Genomic DNA, 22,933 nt, shown 5'->3' with positions numbered 1-22,933 from the left:
ATGACCAAGACGACGCAACGCAAGGGCATCATCCTGGCCGGTGGTTCGGGCACGCGCCTGCATCCCGCGACCCTGGCGATCAGCAAGCAGCTGCTGCCGGTGTACGACAAGCCGATGATCTACTACCCGCTCAGCACGCTCATGCTCGGCGGCATGCGTGACATCCTGATCATCAGCACGCCGCAGGACACACCGCGTTTCCAGCAACTGCTGGGTGATGGCAGCCAGTGGGGCATCAACTTGCAGTATGCGGTGCAGCCCAGTCCGGACGGGCTGGCGCAGGCCTTCATCATCGGGGACAAATTCGTAGGAAATTCGTCGAGTGCGCTGGTGCTGGGCGACAACATCTTCTACGGCCACGACTTCGTGCACCTGCTGGCCGATGCGGATGCTAAGGCTTCCGGGGCTACCGTGTTCGCCTACCACGTGCAGGATCCAGAGCGCTACGGCGTCGTGGCGTTCGATGGCAATGGCAAGGCGAGCAGCATCGAAGAGAAGCCGCTGAAGCCGAAAAGCAGCTATGCGGTGACTGGGCTCTACTTCTATGACAACCAGGTGGTTGACATCGCCAAGTCCGTGAAGCCCAGCGCACGTGGCGAATTGGAGATTACGGCGGTGAATCAGTCGTACCTGGATCGCGATCAGCTCAATGTGCAAATCATGCAGCGGGGCTATGCGTGGCTGGACACGGGTACGCACGAGAGCTTGTTGGAAGCCGGGCAGTTCATCGCCACGCTAGAACATCGCCAAGGACTGAAGATCGCCTGCCCCGAAGAGATTGCATGGCGCCATGGCTTCATCGACAAGGAGCAGCTTGCGCGCTTGGCAGCGCCCCTGCAGAAGAACGCCTACGGCAAATATCTCAATCGGTTGCTCGTTGAAGACCGTTCATCCTGAGCCTCCGACTTCTAAACTTTCTATAAAACACGACATGCACTCTCCCACCCAAGACCTCACTGGACAAAAGTATCTTGTAACCGGCGCCGGCGGATTCATCGGAAGCCATCTCGTGGAGGCGCTGGTCCGAGCTGGTGCTGACGTAACTGCGATGGTTCGTTATGGGTCCGCCTCAAGCTGGGGCAATCTTGAATTTGTTTCGGACGATGTGAAGGGTGAATTTCGCGTTGTAGCGGGCAACATTGACGACGGTGACTTCGTGATGCATGCGATGCAGGGTATCGACGTCGTGTGCCATCTGGCAGCCCTCATTGCTATTCCGTACTCCTACGTAGCGCCACGCAGCTACGTGCGGACCAACGTCGAAGGTACGCTGAATGTCGTGGAGGCTGCGCGCCGGCTGTCGGTGCGCCGCGTGGTCCATACCAGCACCTCCGAGGTGTACGGTACGGCGATTCGTGTGCCGATCGACGAAGAACATCCACTGCAGGGCCAGTCGCCTTACTCGGCCTCCAAGATCGGTGCAGACAAGATCGCCGAGAGCTACTACCGCTCGTTCGATACCGGCGTAGTGACCTTGCGTCCGTTCAACACGTTCGGTCCGCGGCAGTCCGCACGAGCGTTCATTCCAACCATCATTTCCCAGGCTTTGACGCAGGATGTGATCAAGCTTGGCTCGCTGACACCCGAACGCGACATGACTTTCGTGACGGACACTGTCGCTGGTTTCGTCGCTGCCTCGGTGACACCTGGAATCGAAGGGCGGACGATCAACCTCGGTACGGGCTCGACCTTCACCATCGGCCATTTTGCCGAGCGCATCCTGAAGCTGATGGGCGTGGAGAAAGAGATCGTTGCCGACTCTGCGCGCATGCGTCCTGACAAGAGCGAGGTTCTCAAGCTCGTGTCCGATAACTCGCTGGCCGCCAAATTGATGGGATGGTCACCGCAGGTCGATCTGGACGAAGGATTGCGCCAGAGCATCGACTTCATTCGTCGCAACATTCACCTGTACCGTCCCACGGTCTACACCGTCTAAGGGAGCATTCATCATGAAAGCAGTCGTCATGGCCGGCGGCAAGGGCACTCGCCTTCAGCCGTTCACCGCCTCGTTTCCCAAGCCTCTCATGCCGCTGGGAGATATGCCGGTACTGGAGCTTTTGCTGAGACAGCTTCGCGGTGCAGGTGTCGAAGAGGTCATTCTCGCCGTCAACCACTTGCATCACTTAATCCGCGCATTTTGTGGTGACGGTTCCCGGTTCGGGCTGAAGATTGATTACAGCTTGGAAGATAGCCCGCTAGGTACGGCCGGGCCACTAGGGGCGCTGATTGACAAGGTCGGCGAAAACTTCATTGTCACTAATGGTGATCTGCTGACGACGTTCGACGTTAAGCAATTGATCGGCACTCATGCCGATCGCCAATCTGACGCGACCATCTGTGTATACGAGCGGGAGGTCAAAATCGACTTCGGGCTCATCCAGGTTGACGGGGAGATGAATCTCCAAGGCTACCTTGAAAAACCGATGAGCAAGCACTTGGTCAGCATGGGGCTATATATGCTGAATCGTGATGCCGTGAAACCATTCGTGAGCGAAGGCGTGCATCTCGACATGCCGGAACTGTTGCTCAAGTTGAATGGGGCTGGCAAGAAAGTGCGCTGCCATTTGCAGCCCGAAAGCTTTTGGCTAGACATTGGTCGTCCAGACGACTATTCGACGGCGCAGAAGCTTTTTGAGGAGCGTCGTGAGCTTTTCCTCCCAGACTGAGCAATGCGCGTACTTGTCACTGGAGCCAGTGGATTTGTAGGGCGGGCGGTAACAGATGTCCTGAACTCTCGTGGGTTCGATGCGATCGGAGTCAGCAGAATCGAGAGATCGGATCCTGGCAGGGCGGCGATGCGAGTGTTGTCGGATCCAGGCAATGTGGCAGAGGTTCGTGAACTGCTCTCGCATGCCCAGCCGCAGATCATCATGCATCTTGCCGGCGTTACTTCGGCGTCGTCGAATCGGGCGCTTTACGACGCCAACGTTGTTTTTGCTGCGAATCTGATGGATGCAGCGTTGACCATGACTCATCGGCCGCGCGTGCTTCTTGCAGGGAGTGCTGCCGAGTATGGCCCTGTTCCTACCGAGTTGCTTCCTGTTCGCGAGGACTTCGCCTGTCGCCCAAATACGCCATACGGCGCGAGCAAATTAGCGCAGACGAACCATGCTTTCATGGTCGCTGAGCGTGGGCTGTCGCTAGTTGTTGCGCGACTTTTCAACCCGATCGGGCCTGGCATGCCCAAGTCACTGGCGCTTGGGAGCTTCGCACAACAAATTGCACAAATGGATGCTCGCGGGGCTGTGCTCACCACCGGTGATCTTGACGTGGTGAGGGACTTTATGGATGTGCGGATTGCAGCTGAATTGCTCGTTGAACTCGCGCTGAACAGCACGTCGCACGCCGAAGTGGTGAATGTATGCACTGGCCATGGTCGGCGCCTGCTCGAGTTGACGCATAAGCTGATCGAGATATCGGGCGTACCCGTCAGGCTGCAGAGGGACGATGCTCGGCGCGGCAACAGCGATGTGCGTGCTTTTGTGGGCGACCCTTCTAAATTGAAATCGATGGGCTTAAATCCCGATGGTTCTGATATGGACGCTGTTCTAAAAGCGATCCTGCAGGACGCGCGCGATGAAATTCGCGCGACTTGAAATACTATTTTCGGCGCTCGACCTTTACTGCGACGGGGCTGCCTCCCTACGTTGTCCCAGGGACAAATATAAACATGATCTGCAACGCGTGTTCTGGTAAAGAGTTCAAACATTTCGCCATCCGAGGCGATGGCATGGAGATTCAGCAATGCGCCTTCTGTGGATTGGGAGTGGTTGCGCAATTGCCTGAGAGCACAGAAGAGTACTACGACGACAACTACTACATCGACGGTGGAAACAGCGGGTATGAGGACTACAGCTTCATGGCCGAGCATGGACTGGGTTGGGCGGCAGCGCTAGTGAAACTGTTGTGCTCGCGGGGCAAGATTCTGGATATTGGGTGCGCAGACGGATACCTACTCAATAAGTTCGATGCTGGAATTGAAAAATTCGGCATCGAAGTGAATGCCAAGGCGGCCAAGCAGGCTCAAGAGAAGGGCGTCAAGCTGTTGGGCAACAATTTGCTCGATCCACAACTAGTTGAAGGACATCGATTCGAGTTCGATGCAATTACCTCTATCGCAGTGTTTGAGCATTTGCTTGATTTTCGAGGAGGGATTCAAGCATCGATTGATATGCTGAAAGACGACGGATTCTTGCTTTTCGAAGTTCCGGTGATGTCGCCCGAGGGGAACAACGTCGCATGGATGCAGAGCTCGTTTGAGCATATCTACTACCCGACCGAGGATTCGATTCGTTTTATCGTTGAGACCCGACTCGGCTGCCACTTGGCTGGAGCGGAAGTTCCAATTAAAGACTACGCGTCGACTTATGTTGGCATTGTCACCAAGACCAAGCAGCAAGCAGCAAGGGTCAGCGCGATCTTCAATCGGATCATGGAGGCGGATTTCACAACCCCGGCGGTGGATCAACTGAGGGCTTCGGCGCATCTTCACGTATTGCACGCGGGTCAGGCGACCGAGGAATCAGTGCGTGCACTCGCGCGCCTCGACGCAAAAGATCTAACACCACCGCTGTTCGCGCGTGTCGCTCAACTCTGGTCGTTCGACCTTAGAAGAATCCAATCGGGCAATTGGCAGCCCGTTAGCTTTGGAGCTGCAACTCGCGAGGCTGCGAGGCTGAAAGCCGAGATGGAGCTCATTCTTTCGGATGCACGCCTCAATGCTGCTCAGGCTACTGAAGCAGTGAATTTCGAAATCCGACGAAATGCAACTCTTGTGAGTGAAGTCGGAGCGTTGCGCAGAAATTTATCTACGGAGGAAGCGAAGACCGCAGCGATGGAAACCCGTGCGTTGGCGATTGCGCAGCAGCTCGATGCTATCCAGCGTTCAACTGCGTGGCGTGTGACTGGGCCGCTGCGCCGTTGGGCGGGCCGGAATCCAAAGGCGGCGAGACGTGTTAAGCAACTAGCGAAGCTGCTGTGGTGGACCTTGCAAGGGACTATCTTTAGCCATGTTCGGGAGTTCAGGCGTCGCCGCGCCTTGTCAAATGGGAGGGTTGAGCTTGTCAAGAATCTTGACATCTCCAATCAAGCCGCGTCGGCAGTTCGTCTAAATCCAGTGGCGGGCGTGGTCGTCGGCGCAATGGAGCCGCCCGGCGGTTTGGCTTGGCCAGAGGATCGACCTCTCGTCACAATCGTGATTCCTTGCTTCAATTATGGTCATCTTGCAGGCGATGCTATACGGTCGGCCGAGGCACAGACTTTTACGTCGATCGAAATCATCGTCGTTGAAGGGGGCTCAAGTTCTGCCGAGTCCCGGCAACAGTTGTTGGAAGCGGTTAAAAAGGCTTCTTCCAAGGTGCGACTACTGTTCCAGGATCAGCCATACAGGGCGGGAGCTAATCGGAATTTTGGAATCAGTCATGCAAGGGGAAAGTACATCTGCTGCTTAGATGCAGACGACCGCATCGCTCCAACATACATCGAAAAAGCCGTCTTTATGCTGGAGCACTCGGGCTACGACGTAGTCTCGCCAGGGCTTCAATTTTTCGGTAACAAGTCAGAGGTTTGGACACCTCACGAACGACCAACGTTGGACATGCTCCTCGAAGGCAACAACGTGCTCACTTGCGCCGTGTATAGCAAGGATATGTGGAGCAAGGCGGGAGGCTATCGTGATTCAGACCCGGCAACCGGGCATATCCACGAAGATTGGCTTTTTTGGGTTCGACTCGCCGCGCTGGGAGCTCGCTTTGTAAGCATTCGCGAACCTCTTTTCTTGTATCGAAGCCACGGAAGCACCCTGAGTAATAGCCGTGAGGTGCTAGAGAACGAGGTTCAGAGAATATTGGTTCGCCGATTCAACGAAGATGTTCTGACAGAAGACGCCATTAATGCAGCACGTTTAAAAGGTGCATCCCCTCCAGTTCGATCACCGCAGTCATTTATTTATCGGCGCAATTTTCATATACAACGCACTGGTAGGCCAGCTCTCTTAATCGCAATGCCATTTATGGTTCTTGGCGGCGCAGAGCGTCTGCTGAGCGCTATAGTTTCGCATCTGGTTAAAAGTGGTTGGCGCGTAATTATCGTCACAACCGTTCCTGTCGGACAAACGCATGGCGACACAACGTCTTGGTTTGAGTCCGCAACTGCAGAAATATTTCACTTGCCGCGGTTTCTTGATCAAGAATACTGGAGAGATTTCCTTGATTATCTTCTGCAGTCAAGAAATATGGAGCTGCTATGGGTAGTCGGCAGTTCTTTCGCCTATGAATGCCTGCCCGCTCTAAGACTTCGGTATCCTCATCTTGCGATTGCTGATCTGCTTTTTAATACGGTAGGGCACACAGCGAATAATCGTCGATATTCCGACTGCATTGATCAAATTTTCGTCGAAAATGAGGAGGTCCGCGAATGGCTCATCGCGGCTGGTGAATCTCCGCAGCGCGTCGGCTTGGTGGAGAGCGGTGTTGATCTAAATCAATATGCTCCAAGCTCCAAGGATCAATCAATTCTGATTGACGATGAAATTTTGGCAGGAGTTGTGGTGGTTGGATTCTTTGGGCGTTGGTCTGAGGAAAAAGATCCTCTCGGATTTATTGAGATTGCCAAACGCCTTCCCAAGGAAGTGAACGTGATCTTTGTAATGACTGGCGCCGGCCATCTTGAATCTGAAATCAAAGCGGCTATAGCGTCAGCAAATTTCCCGCCAGGACGTTTTCTCTTAAAAGGAGCCGTCCCCGATATTAAGCCTTATCTGCAGGTGTGCGATATACTCTGTCTCCCATCAAGGCTTGATGGTCGCCCAAACATTATCATGGAAGCGCTGGCTAGTGGGACGGCGGTAATTGCCTCAAGGGTTGGTGCACTTCCAGAAATGATGGAGGAAGGCAAGCAAGGTTACCTATGCACGCCCGGTGCTTATGACGAATTTGCTCGAAGGATTGAGGAGTTTGCTTTAGATAGGGATGGGCTCAATCGATTTAAGCTGAATGCCAGGGAATTCGCTGAGCGTCGCTTCGATATTAATAAAATGCTTCTTCACTACGAAGAAAAACTCCGGGAAATGATTAAATTTCGCGTTCCGATGAAACTGCAGCGTGAAATCGATTAAATGACTTGTGTTTGATTTGAGTTTTCTGCGAAATCGAGGATTGCCTTATAAAAATGGAAGGGCTTGAATCCGCTTGAGGGCTTATGCTGGCATGACAGAGGAGCTTGGCAGTCCCATGCCGGAAAGATCTCAATATTATCGACAGCAAGGTGAATAGTCGGTCATAGGGCGTACAGGCTCAATCATCTCTAGGGCGTTTCGCGCCTGCGCTGATAGTTCCATTCTCAATGTAATGGTCGACTGTTGCGCATGAGGTCTGCATCCTCTGAATTAATGCTTTGCGGAATTAATAATGAATAAACGGTTTTTTTCTATAGAGGAAAATGGCGACGGGCATAATTTTCGCCTCATTTTAATAGTCCTCGCCGCGGCCTTTCTTTCTAAAGGCGTTGTTTTATTTCGAGGGTTTTCGATCGACGACTACGCTTTCGCGAATGGCGTGGGCGAGAAAGAGGTGAGTCTCTTTTTTTCCCAGGGGCGTTATTTAATGGCGTTGATATTTTGGGTGCTTGAGTCGCTTGGAGTTAACTCGAGCGATTTGTATTTTCCCTTGGGAATTCTGGTCCTAATTCTGCAATCCACTTTTGTGGTGTCGATTTTTAGATTTGTAGGGGTTGAACGTTTGCCTGCCGCAGGCTTAGTTGGCGCTCTTGTGGTGGCGCATCCATATTTGACTGAGATAATTACATTTCGCTTGGTATTGGCAAGTTATTGCGTTGCGTTAATTTTTTCTATATTGGCGCTAGAGGCTTTAATCCGCTGGCCATCTACTTGGAAGGGGTGGGCGGTTGCACTAGTGGCAACGTTAGGCATGGTATTTACTTATCAGGTGTTTCTCAATTATTTTGCTGTAGCCATCGTATTCGCGTTGCTTTTGTCTTTGATTTCTAATCAAGACGACGGTCATACTGTGAGCATTTCGAGAAGTGCTTCCCGAAGGGCTGTGGATCTAATTATTGTCGGCGTGGTTGCTGGAATTATTTTTCTCGCAACCACAGGTTTGGCGAGATATTATGGGGTAAATGGAGACGTCGATAGGGCGAAAATTATCGCGCTGACTGATGTTCCTGAAAGAGTGGGGCAGGTATATTCATCGCTGGCTAATATTTATTGGCTAAATGAGCCTGTGTACTCGGGTTGGTTAAAAATTCTAGTCGCAGCGATTGTTGTGTATTCGATTTTGACAATCCTTTGGAAGGTATTTTTGACCCGGAAAAATGGTAAGAGTTGGCTTTTTTCTATATCGATTTTAATTCTGCTCGCGCCTGTTTCGATTGGATTGATTGTCGCGTTTAAAAGTTGGTGGCCAGTGCCTCGAGTAGTTGCTCATGTTTCTGTGTTGTGTGGCTTGATTTTGCTTACTGCTGATTTTTGTTTTCAGAATCCTGGCCGCAAAGGCCTGAGAACCCTATCTGGCGTAGCCCGGTGCATCATCCTTGTTGGCTTTGTTTTTCTGAGTAACCAGATTTTGGTTGATCAACAACGACTCAATGACTGGGATAGATTGATGGCAAATCGAATCGTTTCTCGACTTGAAATGATTCCGAATTTTGGAGAGGTCAAGTACGTAAGTATTAGCGGCGGCTCGTGGGCTTTTCCAGAAAAATTGAGAACTATTCAGGGGGATCTGAATGTCTCTTCCTTTTTTCCGGAGCACTCGAAAGTGTCGTTGCTTTCAGAGATTTCAGGATATAAGTTTGAACACGCAGATGCTCGCGGCGCCGCTAAAGGTGCGGAATACTGTCGAGATAGGCGGCCTTGGCCGCACGCCGAGTCGCTGGCTGTTTTTGGTGATTTGGCTATCGTTTGCTTGAAAAAGATTTCTTGACGTGTAGGTTTCGCAGTTCGTGGCCAATCTGGCTGGAGTTTGAGTGCTAAATATATTTTCTAAGTTCTCGTAATTTTATACTGGCATCGGGTTTTGTCGTTGGATGCTTCTAAATAAAGCTTCGCGTGCTGCAGTGCATTGTGTGCTTTTTCGCAGCGTCAAGTGCTTGGCGTCCAAACCATAATATTGAAGGTGATCATGAAGGCTGTGATACTGGCTGGGGGTCTTGGAACCCGAATTTCTGAAGAAACAGGGCTAAAGCCAAAGCCGATGATCGAGATAGGCGGTAAACCTATTCTGTGGCATATCATGAAAATTTACGCTGCTCACGGCGTGAATGATTTTGTGATCTGCTGTGGCTATAAGGGTTACGTGATCAAGGAGTACTTTGCCAACTACTTCCTCCACATGTCCGACGTAACCTTCGATATGGTGGGCAACACTATGGAAGTTCATCAGCGTAAGGCGGAGCCTTGGCGCGTGACACTCATTGATACGGGCGAAGACACCATGACGGGCGGTCGACTCAGGCGCGTGGCGCCCTACGTGAAAGATGAAGAGTTGTTCTGCTTCACCTACGGTGATGGAGTGGCCGATCTGAACATCACCGAACTGATCGCGTTTCACAAAGCGCAGAAGGTCATGGCCACGCTCACAGCAACCTTCCCGCCTGGGCGCTTCGGCGCGCTAGACATGCAGGGCGACAAGGTGCGCAGCTTCCAGGAAAAGCCCAAGGGCGATGGCGCGATGATTAATGGCGGCTTCTTCGTGCTGTCGCCATCCGTCATTGACTACGTTACGGACGACACCTCCGTATGGGAGCGCGAACCACTTGAACGCTTGGCCTGTGAGGGTCAACTGGCCGCCTTCAAGCATGGCGGTTTTTGGCAGCCCATGGATACCTTGCGCGACAAGACCCATCTCGAAGAACTGTGGGCCGGCGGTCGAGCGCCCTGGAAGATCTGGGAATGACGCCATCTTTCTGGCGCGGCAAACGCGTTTTCCTTACGGGACATACTGGCTTCAAAGGCAGCTGGCTTGCGCTGTGGCTAAGGAAGCACGGCGCGATCGTTCGAGGCTACGCATTGGCTCCATCCACGGAGCCTAGCCTGCATTTGCTAGCAGCGGGGCACTCAGTAGCGGATTCGGTGATCGGTGATGTTCGCGACCTCGGTGTGTTGCGCGCCTCTATGCACGACTTTGCGCCCGAACTGGTATTCCACCTAGCGGCCCAGCCACTGGTGAGGCGCTCTTACGTTGACCCAGTGGAAACCTATTCCACCAATGTAATGGGCACGGTCCATCTGCTTGAAGCAGCACGCACCTGCGGAAGCGTCCGCGCGATTCTGGTCGTGACCAGCGACAAGTGCTACGAGAACCGCGAATGGCAATGGGGCTATCGCGAGAACGAGCCGATGGGAGGCTACGATCCCTACAGCAACAGCAAGGGGTGCTCCGAGCTTGTGACGGCCTCGTACCGTTCTTCGTTCTTCAACGAAAACAGCCACGCGGAGCACGGCGTGGCATTGGCCACTGCGCGCGCGGGCAACGTGATCGGCGGGGGGGACTGGTCGGAAGACCGGCTGGTGCCGGATCTGTTGCGCGCCTTTGCCGAAGGCCGCACCGCGGACATCCGCAACCCCCATGCTATCCGTCCATGGCAGCACGTGCTGGAGCCGCTTCAGGGCTACATGATGCTGGCCGAACGCTTGTTCATCGACGGGCCCGCATGGGCCGAGCCTTGGAACTTCGGCCCAGCGGACTCGGACGCACGTCCGGTCTCCTGGATTGCGGACCGGCTTGTCGACCTCTGGGGCGGCGACGCGCAATGGCGCAACGGTGCACAGGCGAGTCAGCCGCACGAAGCGAGTTGGCTGAAGCTCGACTGCTCCAAGGCTCGGCAGACGCTAGGCTGGATCCCGCGTTGGGACTTGCGCACGAGCCTCGGTGCTATCGTCGAATGGCAGCGGGCCTGGCTCGACGGCCGCGACATGGTGGACGTCACCCTTGAACAAATCGAAAAATACGAAAGCACCCCTACCCATGACTGAAATCTCCTTCAAAAAAAACGAGCTGCGCAAGAAAATCCTGGCGTTAGTCGGTGAGTACGGCGAGCTGGCCAGCGTGTCCACGCCCTTCGTGCCCGGTGAGACCATGATCCCGCCTTCGGGCAAGGTCGTCGGCGCGCCCGAAATGCAGCTGATGGTCGATGCATCCCTCGACGCATGGCTCACCACGGGCCGTTTCAACACGCTGTTCGAAAGCCGGTTGGCCGCCTTTCTCGGCGTAAAGCACCTGATGACGGTGAATTCCGGCTCCTCTGCCAACCTGGTCGCATTCTCGACGCTGACCTCCCCCAAACTCGGCGACCGTGCAATCAAGCCGGGCGACGAGGTGATCGGCGTGGCCGCGGGGTTCCCGACCACTGTGAACCCGATCCTGCAGTGCGGCGCGGTGCCGGTATTCGTCGACGTGCACATTCCCACCTACAACATCGATGCCGATCTGCTGGAGGCCGCGATCGGCCCGCGCACCAAGGCCATCATGCTGGCGCACACGCTGGGCAATCCGTACAACCTAAAGGTCGTGAAGGCTGCATGCGAGAGGCATGGTCTGTGGCTGGTCGAGGACTGTTGCGATGCGCTAGGTGCGCGCTACGAAGGCCAGCTTGTGGGCACATTCGGCGACATCGGCACGCTAAGCTTCTATCCGGCGCACCACATCACGATGGGCGAGGGCGGTGCGGTGTTTACCAACAACGACGAATTGCGCCTGATCGCCGAGTCGATCCGCGACTGGGGCCGAGACTGCTACTGCGCCCCAGGCAAAGACAACACCTGCAACAAGCGCTTCTGTTGGAAGCTTGGTGACCTCCCCGAGGGCTACGACCACAAGTACACGTACTCCCACCTGGGCTACAACCTCAAGATCACGGACATGCAGGCTGCGTGTGCTCTGGCGCAACTCGACCGGCTGGACGGCTTCGTGGCCGCACGCAAGAAGAACTTTGAGTATCTGACCGGGCGACTGCGCAGTTGCGAGGAGTTCCTCGAGTTGCCCGAAGCCACGCCGGGCTCTGAGCCGTCGTGGTTCGGTTTCCCAATAACCCTGCGCGAAGCTGCCAACACGCGGCGCGTGGACCTGTTGACCTATCTCGATCAGCAGAAGGTCGGCACGCGGCTACTGTTTGCTGGCAACCTGCTACGCCAGCCCTACATGATCGGCCGCAACTATCGGGTGGTGGGCGAGCTCAAGAATACCGATCGGATCATGAACGACACGTTCTGGATCGGTGTGTACCCTGGCCTGAACGAGCCCATGCTCGACCACGTCGTCGAGAGCATTGAGACCTATCTCGGTTTGCGTTTTGACTGACCTAGCCCGCCCCGTACCGGCAGCGGAACTCGATGAGGTTCTTCGGCTGACCGCACCTGCGGTATGGGAGGCCCTTCGCTGTCAGGCGGTGTTTCTAACAGGCGGCACCGGCTTCGTTGGCAAGTGGCTGCTCGAATGCCTCCTGCACGCCGACAAAGCGCTGAGCCTGGGTCTAGCGCTGACCGTGCTGACGCGTGAACCGGACAAATTCATTCGGACCAGCCCGCACCTGGCGAAAGCCGAATCGGTGACGCTACTGAAGGGCGACGTGGCCGATTTCGAGTTCCCTCGTGCGGCTTTCTCGTCGGTTATCCATGCGGCCTTGCCCGTCGCGTCGCCAGCCGCAGGGCGCGGCAACCTTGAACTGTTGTCCGAGACTGGAACGCGCCGAACCTGTGAGTTTGCGGTTGCATGCGGGGCTCGCCGTTTTTTGCATGTCAGTTCGGGGGCTGTATATGGTCAGCAGCTTGGCGTTCAGGCGTTAACGGAATCGCTGTCGTGGCAGGAGTTCGATGGCGCCAACGACTACACGCGGGCGAAGCGCCGGGCGGAAGCTGTCGTGGGGCAATCTTGGCCTTTCGATGCGGTCATCGCGCGCTGCTTCGCGTTCATTGGTCCATACCTGCACGCCTCGAGCGGCGTCGCGGCGGCGCAGTTCATCGCGCAGGCCGCGGACGGAAAGGGCGTCGTCGTACAAGGCACCGGCGAGGCGATCCGCACCTACCAATACGCAGGCGACATGGCGCGCTGGCTTCTGAGCTGTTTGGCGCTGGGTGCGTCCGGCCGTACCTACAACGTCGGCGGCGAGACCGAGGTGAGCATCGCCCAACTCGCGGCAGAAGTAACGCGGATCGCTCGCACGGGCATTCCCGTTGAAGTGGCGGGCCGGTCGACACCGGGCCTCGCTGGCCATCGCTATGTGCCCAGCCTGCGGCGAGCGGCTGAAGAACTTGGGCTGGCGAACGCCGTCAGCCTTGAGGAAGGTATTCGCCGAACCCTTGCCTGGCTGACAACGCCTAATACAACCCGATCCTTTCCAGCATGAGACATTCATTCGATCCTGCTTCCCTGCGCAAAACAGTGGTGGAGATGGCGTATGCGGGCAACGCCGTCCACCTAGGCTGCGCGTTTTCCATCATCGAGCTGCTGTCATGCCTGTACAGACGCCACTTGCGCTACGACGAGGCCGATGCCACAGACCCGATGCGCGACTACTTAGTGCTCAGTAAGGGGCATGGCGTCATGGCGCAGTACGCCTGTCTGCATGAGCTCGGCTGGATAGATCGTACGGATATTGATCAGTACTTCCATGACGGCTCGCGGTTGAAAGGCTTGTCCGATGCGCATGTGCCCGGTTGTGAGGTGACTTCTGGCACGCTCGGCCACGGTCTCTCGGTTGGCGTGGGGCTGGCGTTGGCTGCACAACGCCGCAAGACTGAGCAGAAGTGCTACGCCGTTATAGGCGATGGCGAAATCAACGAAGGACCGATCTGGGAGGCCATGCTATTCGCGGCGCACGCGAAGCTGGACAACCTCATGGTCATCGTTGACGCGAATGGTTTCCAAGCCATGGGTACCACTGACGAAGTGATGAAGCTCGGCGACCTGGGCGCCAAGTTAGCGGCTTTCGATTTCGACGTGCTCACCATTGATGGGCACGATATGGACGCTATCTCGGCTGCTATCGAGAACCTGGAAGGGCGCAAGAACGGACGGCCCAAGGCGTTGGTCGCCAAGACGGTCAAGGGCAAGGGCGTGTCTTACATGGAGAACGTCAATGCATGGCACTATTCCCGCCTAAACGCCGACCTGTATGCGCAGGCCCTGCGCGAACTCGAAGGTGCATCGGCATGAGGGCTGCTTTTTCCGCCGCCTTGGTCGAGGCCGCCACCAGGGACGAGCGCGTGGTGCTCTTGACTGGCGACCACGGTTACGCCCTGTTCGACGAATTCCGCAAGAGGTGCCCCGACCAGTACATCAATGCCGGCATCGCCGAGCAGAACATGGTCGGTGTGGCCGCCGGGCTGGCCAAGGCGGGCTTCCGGCCCATCGTCTATGGCTTGAGCGCGTTCGTGCCCGTGCGGGTTGTGGAACAGATCAAGATCGACGTTTGCTACGAGAAGCTACCGGTCATCTTCACAGGCGACGGCGCCGGGCTCGTGTACAGCACGCTGGGCACCAGCCACCAGAGCTTCGAGGACATCGCATGCCTGCGATCGGTCCCGTACATTGACATCATGTCGCCCTGCGACGCGCATGAACTCACGGCCTGCATGTCGACAGCGCTGACGCTTCAGAGCCCGGTCTACATGCGCATGGGCAAGGCTGACCTGGGTTCGGTGCACGCTAAGGCGCCTTCGCTGGCGCGCGGTGAACTGGCCTGCGTGCAAAGAGGCCAATCCCGGGTGCAGTTCATCGCGACCGGCTCTATGGTCAAGACCGCATGCACGTTGGGCGCCGAACTCGATGTGTCCGTGTGGAGCGCACCCTGGATCAAGCCGCTCGATGCCGGGCAACTCGGCGCCCTGGCCGCAAGTAGCAGTGCCTTTGTAACGCTGGAAGAGCATTCGGCGGCCGGCGGGCTCGGTGCTGCGGTGCTCGAGGCAATCTCGGAGGCCAATCCCGTTCCGGTGTTACGCATCGGCGTGGGCGAGCGCTTCTCGGAGACCTGTGGTTCACACGCCCACGCCATGCGCGAGCACGGGCTCGACCTAGCCTCGGTGCGCGCGCGCGTGGAGCCTTTCGTCGACAAGTGGACAATGTCCGACGCATGCTGAATTCGCAACTCCTGCGCTTCCTGCTCGTGGGCGGATTGAATACCGGCGTCGGCTATGCGCTGTTTGCGGTTTTCGTATGGATCGGGCTGCCGTATCCGGTGGCGATTGGGCTAGCGACCGTACTGGGCGTCGCCTTCAATTTCCAGAGCACTGGACGCCTAGTGTTCGGAGGCGCGCGTTTGTCGCAGCTCGGTCGCTTCGTCGGGGTCTACAGCTTTGTCTACCTGCTCAATGTGGGCTCAGTGGCGCTGCTATTGCGTGCCGGGCTCAATGTGTACATCGCGAATGCAGTAGTCCTCCTTCCCCTGGCGCTCATGGCCTTTGTGCTGCAGCGCCGCTTTGTCTTCGCAGCTTCATGAAACACATCACCGTCGTCACCCCCTGCTACAACGAAGAGGACAACGTCGAAGAGGTGTACCGGCAGGTGCGTGCCGTTTTCGAGACTATTGAGGGTATGACGTATGAGCATTTGTTCATCGACAACTTCTCGTCTGATCGGACGCCTGAGTTGCTGCGTTCAATGGCCGCGGCCGATCGCAACGTCAAGGTGATCTTGAATGCGCGAAACTTCGGGCACATCCGGTCGCCCTTCTATGGGCTGCTGCAAGCGCGTGGGGACGCTGCGATCCTGCTGGTTGCCGACCTGCAGGACCCTCCCGAACTCATGAAAGATCTAGTTGAGCATTGGCGCAATGGGGCCAAGCTTGTTGTAGGTGTCAAGCCGACCGCGGACGAATCGGGTCTGATGTTCGCTATCCGACGCGCCTACTATCGGACGGTGACGCGCATCGCCGATGTGAAGCTGATTCAGAACTTCACGGGGTTCGGTTTATACGACAGGATGGTGCTGGAGCAACTGCGTCGCATCGATGATCCTTATCCGTATCTACGTGGTTTGGTGTCGGAGGTAGGTTTCGAAGCCGTGCAGGTTCCTTACAACCAACCGCGCCGCAAGCGAGGTATCACCAAGAACAACTTTTATACGCTCTACGACATCGCGATGCTTGGGGTCACGTCGCATTCGCGAGTCCCGTTGCGCATCGCCACAATGGCCGGCTTCATACTGTCAGGTGTAAGCCTCTGTGTTTCCTTGTTGTATCTCTTGCTCAAGGTGCTGTTCTGGGCTGAGTTCTCTGCCGGCACAGCGCCAATCTTGATCGGCATGTTCTTCTTCGCTTCGGTGCAACTGTTTTTTATTGGGTTGCTTGGCGAGTATGTAGGGGCAATTCTCACGCACGTCATGAAGCGCCCGTTGGTGGTCGAGCGAGAACGCCTAAACTTTGATTGCTAGTGCAAAACGATAGTACGGATCGCACAGAGCTCTGTCCGGAGGCCCTCGTGTGCCATGCATAGCGGATGTGAGAAAATTCTCTAATGGCTACGCCCAGAGTAAAACGCCCTCAGGCTCCTTGGTCCATCGTGTTTGTGCTCCCAGAGATCAACTGCCATGAAAACATTCCCCACGCTCATCCCAGACGTCTTCGTCATCGAGCCAAAAGTGTTTGGTGATGCAAGAGGCTTTTTTTTAGAGAGTTTCAACCAAGAGGCGTTCTCCCAAGCTCTCGGTCTCTCTGTGGAATTTAAGCAAGACAATCATTCGCGCTCAACAAGGGGAGTCCTTCGTGGTCTTCATTACCAAGTCAAGCAGCCGCAGGGCAAGCTAGTCCGCGTGGTGCGCGGAGCCGTATTCGATGTCGCAGTCGATATTCGGCCGACATCGGCGACTTTTGGGAAATGGGTCGGGGTGGAATTGAGCGAAGACAATCATCGGCAACTCTGGGTTCCACCCGGCCTGGCGCACGGCTTCCTAGTGTTGAGCGAAACTGCAGACTTCCTCTATAAGACTACCGACTATTACGCACCCGCATACGAGCGAAGCATAGCGTGGGACGATCCAGCGATCGGGATTAAGTGGCCGCTCGTTGGCGTCTCTCCGGTCCTGTCCGCGAAGGATGCTGCAGCTCCATCACTTGCTGACAGCATAGCTGGGGTAATGCGTTGATTTTGGTCACTGGCGGGGCCGGATACATCGGCTCTCACACGTGCATCGAACTGGCTCGGGCCAACCATGAATTTATTGTGCTCGACAACTTCTCTAACAGCACTCCTGCCGTTATCGACCGGTTGGCGCAGATTATCGGACGGCCTGTGCGCTGGCACGAGGGGGACATTCGGGATGCGGCGGCGCTGGACAAGATCTTTGCGGAACTGTCGGTGTCCGCGGTGTTGCATTTCGCTGGTCTGAAGGCCGTAACTGAATCGATCGATCGTCCGATCGACTATTTCGATGTCAATGTTCATGGCTCTATTGCGCTCATGAAGGCAATGCAGCGTGCAGGTTGCAAGACGCTGGTTTTCTCTTCATCCGCAACGGTCTACGGGCCCGAGCAACCTATGCCGGTCGGTGAAGGCGCGCCGTGCTCGGTGAGTAATCCCTACGGACGTACCAAACTGGTCGTGGAGGATTTGCTATACGAGCTTGGCCGCGCAGACCCTGAGTGGCGAATTGCGACGTTGAGATACTTCAATCCGACGGGGGCGCATCCCAGTGGGCTGATCGGCGAAAGCCCCATCGGCACCCCAAGCAATCTGATGCCGCTCGTGTGCCAGGTCGCCGCGGGTTTGCGGCCATGTGTTCAGATCTTCGGTGACGACTATCCCAGCCCGGACGGCACGGGCGTGCGCGACTTCGTTCATGTCATGGACTTGGCCGAGGGGCACGTTGCGGCACTCGACTACCTCACAAGGAATCAGGCCAACATTCTTGTGAATCTCGGCACAGGTCAAGGGACGTCGGTGCTGGAGGTCATTCGCACATTCGAGCGCGTCAATGGCCAGCGGGTTCCGTTTGAAGTCGTAGCGCGCCGAGCAGCTGACATCGGCATCAGTTATGCCGACGCCAGCCTTGCGCGGGAATTGTTGGGTTGGGCGGCTAAGCGTGGTATCGATGACATGTGCCGCGACGCATGGCGATGGCAATGTGCAAATCGCGCGTGAACTGTGCGCTTTCGCCCGTGCAAACGTCGCGTCCGCATAGTTCGATTAATAGCAATCTCGGGATGGATGGATGGGAGGGTGGGTGGCTAATTCAAAACTCCAAGTAGCCAAATCCGCTGCGGAATGCGGCGTGACTTCAATAGCGGTGCTTAGGGGCTGAGGGTGAGTCGACTCGTTTTCGTCTCAAAAGAGCTGTCTCCGTTTACGTCGGGTACGGCCGGTTTGACACTAAGCGTTCTGCTTCGAGCGCTGAATCAAGCTGACAGCATGCGGGCAACGGTCATGATCGTCGATAAGACCATAGACGCGGGCTTGTTCCGGGAACAGTTCCCATACATCGAACTGGTCGAAGTTGACACCCGTCTTGATCAGAACCGCTTCGTCGACGCTCGCCAGCACCCCCCCGCCTCGGCGTACTCGAATACAGTTGCGCATTGGCGTTCAGCCTGCGTTTTCAGAGCGCTCGCGGAACTCAGCAAGATGGAATCTATTTCCTATATCGAGTTCCCCGATGCGGATGGCCTTGCTTTTTGCACGCTGCAGGAATGCAGACTTCAGGGCTTTCTGGCCGAAGCTACGGTGGCTGTGCGGCTTTATGGATCACATACAGCTCTCTTGCATGCGGAGCCTCGGCCGCTGTCAATTTCGGATCTGCACCTGAGCGACCTCGAGCGCAAGTGCCTGAGAGATTGTGATTGCATCATTGCTTCGTCGGCGGCGCTGAGTGAGGCCACCCGTGCGGCGTTCGATTTTCCGGAGCATGAATGGAGCCCGCGCGTTGTTTGTCATCAGCCGTTGGCGGCGCTCCTTCATGGCTCGTCAATACGCACAACAAGCGCGCACTCCGAGCAACGCCTGGTTTTCGGCTCCGAGTTCCAGCGATGTGGGCGTCCCGACCTTTTTGTGCGCGGTGCTATTGGCTTCTTGCAAAAAAGCCCGACTCACCTTGGCCCCTTGACGCTTGATGTTCGCGGTGTTGACATCGCATATCGCGAGCAGATCGAACGTCTGATCCCACGACGTTTCATGGAGCACTGTGAGTTTATCTATGATGCGGAATGGCCTGAACTCGACGCGCGTGTAGACGACGCCACAGTCGTATTCGCGGGGGCGTTCGAGTCTGCGGAGGGGCGCGCAGTGGTTGCGTCTTCGCGAGGAGCGCGGGTCATTTTGAATCGGGCGAACCCCGCGTTCGGCGAAGGCACATGCTGGATCGACGGTATCAACTGCCTGAAGTTCGACGGGACTGCTGGTGGTTTGGTCGAGGCGCTGGAGCGCAACTTCGATCTCGACCAAACTCTACGGCCTGTGGAGCTGTCGGAGGGCGCCTTGCCTTGGCTCTCGGCACCAAGGCACCGGGCACCATGGCTCCCGCTCGAGAAAGCGCCTCTGGTGTCGGTGGTGGTACCTCACTACAACCTCGGCGGCCACCTGCCGGCGACACTCGACAACTTGACGAAGCAAAACTATCGCAACATCGAAATCGTCGTGGTGGACGATGCCTCGACAGATGCGCAGAGCGAACTCGTCATTGAAGAACTGGCGCGCAATTCTGATCCTCGTATAAAGGTGGTTCGGTTGGCAGCCAATGTAGGGTTGGCTGCTGCGCGCAATGTAGGCGTGCGCCATTCAAGTGGCCGGTATGTGCTGACGCTGGATGCTGACGATCTCATTCATCCGCGCTTTCTCGAAGTTGGCGTGGCAGCACTTGAGAACAGCTCAGAGTTCGATATCGTCGTCACTCCAGCAGGGTACTTCTTGGACGATGAAGGTCCCCCTTCCCCTGGTGCGACCGCAAACTTCTGCGACTACGCCATGTTCTCCGGCGAAGCAGTCGTTGCTGGCTTGTTGGAAAACCGGTTCTCTACTGCGACGGCTCTTTTCAGAAGATCGACGATGGTTCGCTTCCCATACATAGAGAGCTTGAACTGCTATGAGGACTGGTCCGTCTTCATGAGGATGTGCGATGCCGGCTGTCGATTCATCGTCACTACAGATGTTTTCTTTTTTTACAGACGACGCCCGAACTCGATGGTTCACGCTCCACGTGATCTCGCTCGCCAGCGCATCGAATACAGTGATCTGCTGCGAACAAGCAGCTCCCGCGAGCTAAGGCAGAAGTCGCGATATCTCATGGTGGGTCTTGGTGCTGCTGTCGCCGGCAATCGGGCGGAAGTCGCTCCAGCAGTTGTGGAGGAGACGCCAAAGCCCGTGCCTACGGCTAGGGATGTCATTGGTGGACTTTTCGGGCCCGGAGGGCCATACGACGAAGAGGTGGTCTTTGCGAGCCTCAAAGCGTCCCGATGGCTTGAGCGAAGAGCGCCTTGGGTGATTCAGGGGGCAATGGCTGGTGCAAGATGGACCTGGCGCGTCTATCGAGCGGTGCGCAGTCTCGGTAAGTGAGAGTTGCAAGCGCCCAACGCCTCGGCAGGATAATGAACGATGGCGCTGCAAGTCCAACGGACGCTGCTATTGAAAACTACCCTACGAGATTGATGAAAAATGAGTGAGCGTGCACGCCGATTCTTTGCATTCTGGCGGGCGAACGGGACAGCTGCGATAGTTCGCCTGGTTCGCACTAAGCTGGCTGCAATGGTCGCAGGGGAGCCGGTGCTCAATGAGATCCGCCCACAGTCCAAACTGTCGGTAGACGTAACTGAACTTGTGCTGCGCAAGTTCCCCAACATTCAGCCACTACCAACTTACTTGACACCTCGCCCGAAGCTCGGCCGGGTGAGCTTGATCACCGATAGCATTGGCAAGGGCAGTCTCTTCGGAGGCGTAGGGACGGCCTTGATTTTTGCCGCTCAAGTAGCTAATCGAACAAGTTCGACGTTGCGAATTGTCGTTCGCACAGAAGCGCCCGTGCCGAAAAACGTCGCACAGGTACTCGATGCTTATGGCATCAAGCTCGACCACGAAGTTCAATTTTCTTTTGTTCCGGTTAGAAAATCCGATGGGCCCAGCGCCTCGGAGGCCCTTGCGAGCTTGGATATTTTCCCGGGCGAGTTGTTCATCACCACTTCGTGGTGGACTACCGCAGCGGCATTGCCAAGCGTTCCACGCGCCTCTATTTTTTACCTCCTCCAAGAGGACGAACGCATGTTTTATCCCTTTGGGGAAGAGCGAGCGCAATGCGAGCGTGTGTTGCGTACGCAAGACATACGATTCATCGTCAATACGCGCCTGCTATACGAGCATCTGATTGACTCGGGTCTGGATCATCTCCGCAAAAAAGGGCGATGGTTTGAACCGGCATTTCCGAGGTCGTTGTTTCACGAGCGAACACGTGAGCTGGCAGGGAAGAAGCGGTTCTTCTTCTATGCCCGGCCTAATAATCCGCGCAACCTTTTTCTTCTTGGGCTCGCGGTCATCGACCGTGCTGTCAATGAGGGAGTCCTTGATCTAGATCAATGGGAGGTGTTGCTTGTTGGCAAAGACATTCCCGGCGTAACGTTGGGCAACGGCAATAACCCGCAGCGCTGCGAAGAGCTGGACTGGCAAGCCTATGCGGACCTCGTCGGCACTATCGATCTTGGACTCTCCTTGATGTACACACCGCACCCAAGCTATCCCCCCTTGGACCTGGCTGCAAGTGGAGCGGTAGTCGTGACTAATAAGTTTGGCAACAAGAAAGAGCTATTCGACTACTCGCGAAACATCATCTGCGCGGATCTTGATGTTGAGTCGCTCGTTCAAGCTCTGCGCGAAGGCGTCGCCCTGGCAAATGACATGGAAACGCGTAGACGAAACTACTCGGCCAATACATTGGGTACCGATTGGTCCCGCGCTTTCAATGAGACGTTCGATCTTTTCACCTCCAACGTCTAATGTTAGCGCTTCAAGATATTCTTTCCTTCCCTTACGCGGATCCATGGCTCCAGCCTGTCTCTGCGCGGCTGTCGATGCTGTATCGGTGTGAATTGCGTATCGCATATTTCTACGAGGCGCCGAACAACAGCAGCTTTCGATACCGTGCTTACAACATGGCGCAAGTGTTGAATGAATCGATTGAGAGCAACGTATCGGCCAGCTACTTCTTTCTGTCTGACTCTGCGCGCTTTGACGAAATAGCCGATGCCGCGGATATTCTTGTTATATGCCGGTCCCGGTATTGCCATCAGGTTAGTGGCCTTATTACGAAGTTTCGCGCAAGGCGAAAGAGGGTGATGTTCGACATCGATGATTTGGTCTTCGATACGGACTACGCACATATGGTCGTGACAACCTTGGGTCTTGATGTCACGCAAAGTGGGTTGTGGGACGACTGGTTCGCAATGATCTCCCGCATGGGTCAGAACGGGCAGATCACGCTTGGGTATTTCAGCGGCACCCCTTCCCACCGTCTTGACTACGCCATCGTGGAGTCGGCCTTGGCCGATGTCCTCGCCGAGAGGTCGAACGTCGAAGTGATGGTTGTCGGCTACATCGATCACGGGCCCGCGATGCGCAAGTTCGGTCATCGAGTCACTCGCAAGCCATTCCATGACTACGTCAACCTGCAGCGTCTGCTCGGCACGGTGGAGTTCAACCTGATGCCGCTCCAATCCAATGCCTTCACAGACTGCAAGTCGGAGTTGAAATACTTCGAAGCAGCAAGCGTTGGAACCTTGAGCATCGCTTCACCCAGCTTCACCTACAGCCGGGCAATCAGCGATGGAGAAACTGGCTACCTGTCGAAGGCCCATGAATGGACTGAATCGATTCTTCGAGCGATCGACCAGAGTACCGAGGTCTACGCATCGATGGCCACGCGCGCTCGTGAGGATGCGTTGCGCAAGTTCGGCTGGCAGCACCAGCGCGACGCCATCCTCAACGCACTGCAGCTGACCTGAGCTTCTT

The 22,933-nt window shown here is 56.0% G+C and carries 19 protein-coding genes; all 19 read left to right on the top strand.

Going from position 1 to position 22,933, the window contains the following annotated elements; all coding sequences use genetic code 11:
- Entirely contained in the window at positions 1–897 is an 897-nt protein-coding gene (gene rfbA, locus ACAM57_RS28080) for a glucose-1-phosphate thymidylyltransferase RfbA (RefSeq protein ID WP_184634450.1), read from the top strand.
- Between the two features lie 34 nt (positions 898–931).
- Positions 932–1,936 carry a GDP-mannose 4,6-dehydratase gene (locus ACAM57_RS28075; RefSeq protein ID WP_184634452.1) on the top strand — a complete coding sequence of 335 codons (1,005 nt, stop codon included), beginning with the start codon at positions 932–934 and terminating at the stop codon, positions 1,934–1,936.
- Positions 1,937–1,949: 13 nt separating this feature from the next.
- Complete coding sequence (locus ACAM57_RS28070; RefSeq protein ID WP_369659720.1) at positions 1,950–2,666, top strand: sugar phosphate nucleotidyltransferase; 717 nt, start codon at positions 1,950–1,952, stop codon at positions 2,664–2,666.
- Positions 2,667–2,669: 3 nt separating this feature from the next.
- Positions 2,670–3,596 carry an NAD(P)-dependent oxidoreductase gene (locus ACAM57_RS28065; RefSeq protein WP_184634456.1) on the top strand — a complete coding sequence of 309 codons (927 nt, stop codon included), beginning with the start codon at positions 2,670–2,672 and terminating at the stop codon, positions 3,594–3,596.
- A 74-nt stretch (positions 3,597–3,670) separates the two neighbouring features.
- On the top strand, positions 3,671–7,114 hold the full coding sequence (locus ACAM57_RS28060; protein ID WP_369659719.1) for a glycosyltransferase: 3,444 nt from the start codon (positions 3,671–3,673) through the stop codon (positions 7,112–7,114).
- Positions 7,115–7,406: 292 nt separating this feature from the next.
- Positions 7,407–8,942: a glucosyltransferase domain-containing protein gene (locus ACAM57_RS28055; RefSeq protein ID WP_184634460.1), complete on the top strand. Its 1,536-nt coding sequence runs from the start codon at positions 7,407–7,409 to the stop codon at positions 8,940–8,942.
- A gap of 198 nt (positions 8,943–9,140) precedes the next feature.
- A complete protein-coding gene (rfbF, locus tag ACAM57_RS28050; RefSeq protein WP_184634462.1) occupies positions 9,141–9,914 on the top strand; it encodes a glucose-1-phosphate cytidylyltransferase in 774 nt (257 codons plus the stop codon).
- Positions 9,911–10,993, top strand: coding sequence for a CDP-glucose 4,6-dehydratase (gene rfbG, locus ACAM57_RS28045; RefSeq protein WP_184634464.1), 1,083 nt, complete (start codon positions 9,911–9,913; stop codon positions 10,991–10,993). Before rfbF ends, rfbG begins: the two co-directional genes overlap by 4 nt.
- Positions 10,986–12,317 (top strand): lipopolysaccharide biosynthesis protein RfbH, encoded by a 1,332-nt coding sequence (rfbH, locus tag ACAM57_RS28040; RefSeq protein WP_184634466.1) that lies wholly within the window; start codon positions 10,986–10,988, stop codon positions 12,315–12,317. Before rfbG ends, rfbH begins: the two co-directional genes overlap by 8 nt.
- Positions 12,310–13,362, top strand: a complete 1,053-nt coding sequence (locus ACAM57_RS28035) for an NAD(P)-dependent oxidoreductase (RefSeq protein WP_184634468.1) — start codon at positions 12,310–12,312, stop codon at positions 13,360–13,362. The genes rfbH and ACAM57_RS28035 overlap by 8 nt, the downstream gene beginning before the upstream one ends.
- On the top strand, positions 13,359–14,171 hold the full coding sequence (locus ACAM57_RS28030) for a transketolase (RefSeq protein WP_184634470.1): 813 nt from the start codon (positions 13,359–13,361) through the stop codon (positions 14,169–14,171). Before ACAM57_RS28035 ends, ACAM57_RS28030 begins: the two co-directional genes overlap by 4 nt.
- On the top strand, positions 14,168–15,094 hold the full coding sequence (locus ACAM57_RS28025; RefSeq protein ID WP_184634471.1) for a transketolase family protein: 927 nt from the start codon (positions 14,168–14,170) through the stop codon (positions 15,092–15,094). The genes ACAM57_RS28030 and ACAM57_RS28025 overlap by 4 nt, the downstream gene beginning before the upstream one ends.
- Complete coding sequence (locus ACAM57_RS28020; RefSeq protein ID WP_184634474.1) at positions 15,088–15,453, top strand: GtrA family protein; 366 nt, start codon at positions 15,088–15,090, stop codon at positions 15,451–15,453. The genes ACAM57_RS28025 and ACAM57_RS28020 overlap by 7 nt, the downstream gene beginning before the upstream one ends.
- Complete coding sequence (locus ACAM57_RS28015) at positions 15,450–16,385, top strand: glycosyltransferase family 2 protein (protein WP_184634476.1); 936 nt, start codon at positions 15,450–15,452, stop codon at positions 16,383–16,385. The genes ACAM57_RS28020 and ACAM57_RS28015 overlap by 4 nt, the downstream gene beginning before the upstream one ends.
- Positions 16,386–16,541: 156 nt before the next feature.
- The gene (gene rfbC, locus ACAM57_RS28010) at positions 16,542–17,096 is read left to right on the top strand and encodes a dTDP-4-dehydrorhamnose 3,5-epimerase (RefSeq protein ID WP_184634478.1); all 555 of its coding nucleotides are present in this window, start codon (positions 16,542–16,544) and stop codon (positions 17,094–17,096) included.
- A complete protein-coding gene (galE, locus tag ACAM57_RS28005; RefSeq protein WP_369659718.1) occupies positions 17,093–18,091 on the top strand; it encodes a UDP-glucose 4-epimerase GalE in 999 nt (332 codons plus the stop codon). Before rfbC ends, galE begins: the two co-directional genes overlap by 4 nt.
- Before the next feature lie 267 nt (positions 18,092–18,358).
- A complete protein-coding gene (locus tag ACAM57_RS28000) occupies positions 18,359–20,494 on the top strand; it encodes a glycosyltransferase family 2 protein (protein WP_369659717.1) in 2,136 nt (711 codons plus the stop codon).
- A 99-nt stretch (positions 20,495–20,593) separates the two neighbouring features.
- Positions 20,594–21,922 carry a hypothetical protein gene (locus ACAM57_RS27995; RefSeq protein ID WP_184634484.1) on the top strand — a complete coding sequence of 443 codons (1,329 nt, stop codon included), beginning with the start codon at positions 20,594–20,596 and terminating at the stop codon, positions 21,920–21,922.
- Complete coding sequence (locus tag ACAM57_RS27990; protein WP_369659716.1) at positions 21,922–22,926, top strand: glycosyltransferase; 1,005 nt, start codon at positions 21,922–21,924, stop codon at positions 22,924–22,926. Before ACAM57_RS27995 ends, ACAM57_RS27990 begins: the two co-directional genes overlap by 1 nt.
- Positions 22,927–22,933 lie beyond the last annotated feature (7 nt).

The organism is Variovorax sp. V15 (assembly GCF_041154425.1).
Classification (GTDB): domain Bacteria; phylum Pseudomonadota; class Gammaproteobacteria; order Burkholderiales; family Burkholderiaceae_C; genus Variovorax; species Variovorax guangxiensis.
This window is presented reverse-complemented; position numbering and strand designations above follow the sequence as displayed.

Bases quoted from the DNA above. Each gene is read 5' to 3' on its own strand.
- rfbA (WP_184634450.1), top strand. From the start codon at position 1: ATGACCAAGACGACGCAACGCAAGGGCATCATCCTGGCCGGTGGTTCG.
- ACAM57_RS28075 (WP_184634452.1), top strand. From the start codon at position 932: ATGCACTCTCCCACCCAAGACCTCACTGGACAAAAGTATCTTGTAACC.
- ACAM57_RS28070 (WP_369659720.1), top strand. From the start codon at position 1,950: ATGAAAGCAGTCGTCATGGCCGGCGGCAAGGGCACTCGCCTTCAGCCG.
- ACAM57_RS28065 (WP_184634456.1), top strand. From the start codon at position 2,670: ATGCGCGTACTTGTCACTGGAGCCAGTGGATTTGTAGGGCGGGCGGTA.
- ACAM57_RS28060 (WP_369659719.1), top strand. From the start codon at position 3,671: ATGATCTGCAACGCGTGTTCTGGTAAAGAGTTCAAACATTTCGCCATC.
- ACAM57_RS28055 (WP_184634460.1), top strand. From the start codon at position 7,407: ATGAATAAACGGTTTTTTTCTATAGAGGAAAATGGCGACGGGCATAAT.
- rfbF (WP_184634462.1), top strand. From the start codon at position 9,141: ATGAAGGCTGTGATACTGGCTGGGGGTCTTGGAACCCGAATTTCTGAA.
- rfbG (WP_184634464.1), top strand. From the start codon at position 9,911: ATGACGCCATCTTTCTGGCGCGGCAAACGCGTTTTCCTTACGGGACAT.
- rfbH (WP_184634466.1), top strand. From the start codon at position 10,986: ATGACTGAAATCTCCTTCAAAAAAAACGAGCTGCGCAAGAAAATCCTG.
- ACAM57_RS28030 (WP_184634470.1), top strand. From the start codon at position 13,359: ATGAGACATTCATTCGATCCTGCTTCCCTGCGCAAAACAGTGGTGGAG.
- ACAM57_RS28025 (WP_184634471.1), top strand. From the start codon at position 14,168: ATGAGGGCTGCTTTTTCCGCCGCCTTGGTCGAGGCCGCCACCAGGGAC.
- ACAM57_RS28020 (WP_184634474.1), top strand. From the start codon at position 15,088: ATGCTGAATTCGCAACTCCTGCGCTTCCTGCTCGTGGGCGGATTGAAT.
- ACAM57_RS28015 (WP_184634476.1), top strand. From the start codon at position 15,450: ATGAAACACATCACCGTCGTCACCCCCTGCTACAACGAAGAGGACAAC.
- rfbC (WP_184634478.1), top strand. From the start codon at position 16,542: ATGAAAACATTCCCCACGCTCATCCCAGACGTCTTCGTCATCGAGCCA.
- ACAM57_RS28000 (WP_369659717.1), top strand. From the start codon at position 18,359: ATGCGGGCAACGGTCATGATCGTCGATAAGACCATAGACGCGGGCTTG.
- ACAM57_RS27995 (WP_184634484.1), top strand. From the start codon at position 20,594: ATGAGTGAGCGTGCACGCCGATTCTTTGCATTCTGGCGGGCGAACGGG.
- ACAM57_RS27990 (WP_369659716.1), top strand. From the start codon at position 21,922: ATGTTAGCGCTTCAAGATATTCTTTCCTTCCCTTACGCGGATCCATGG.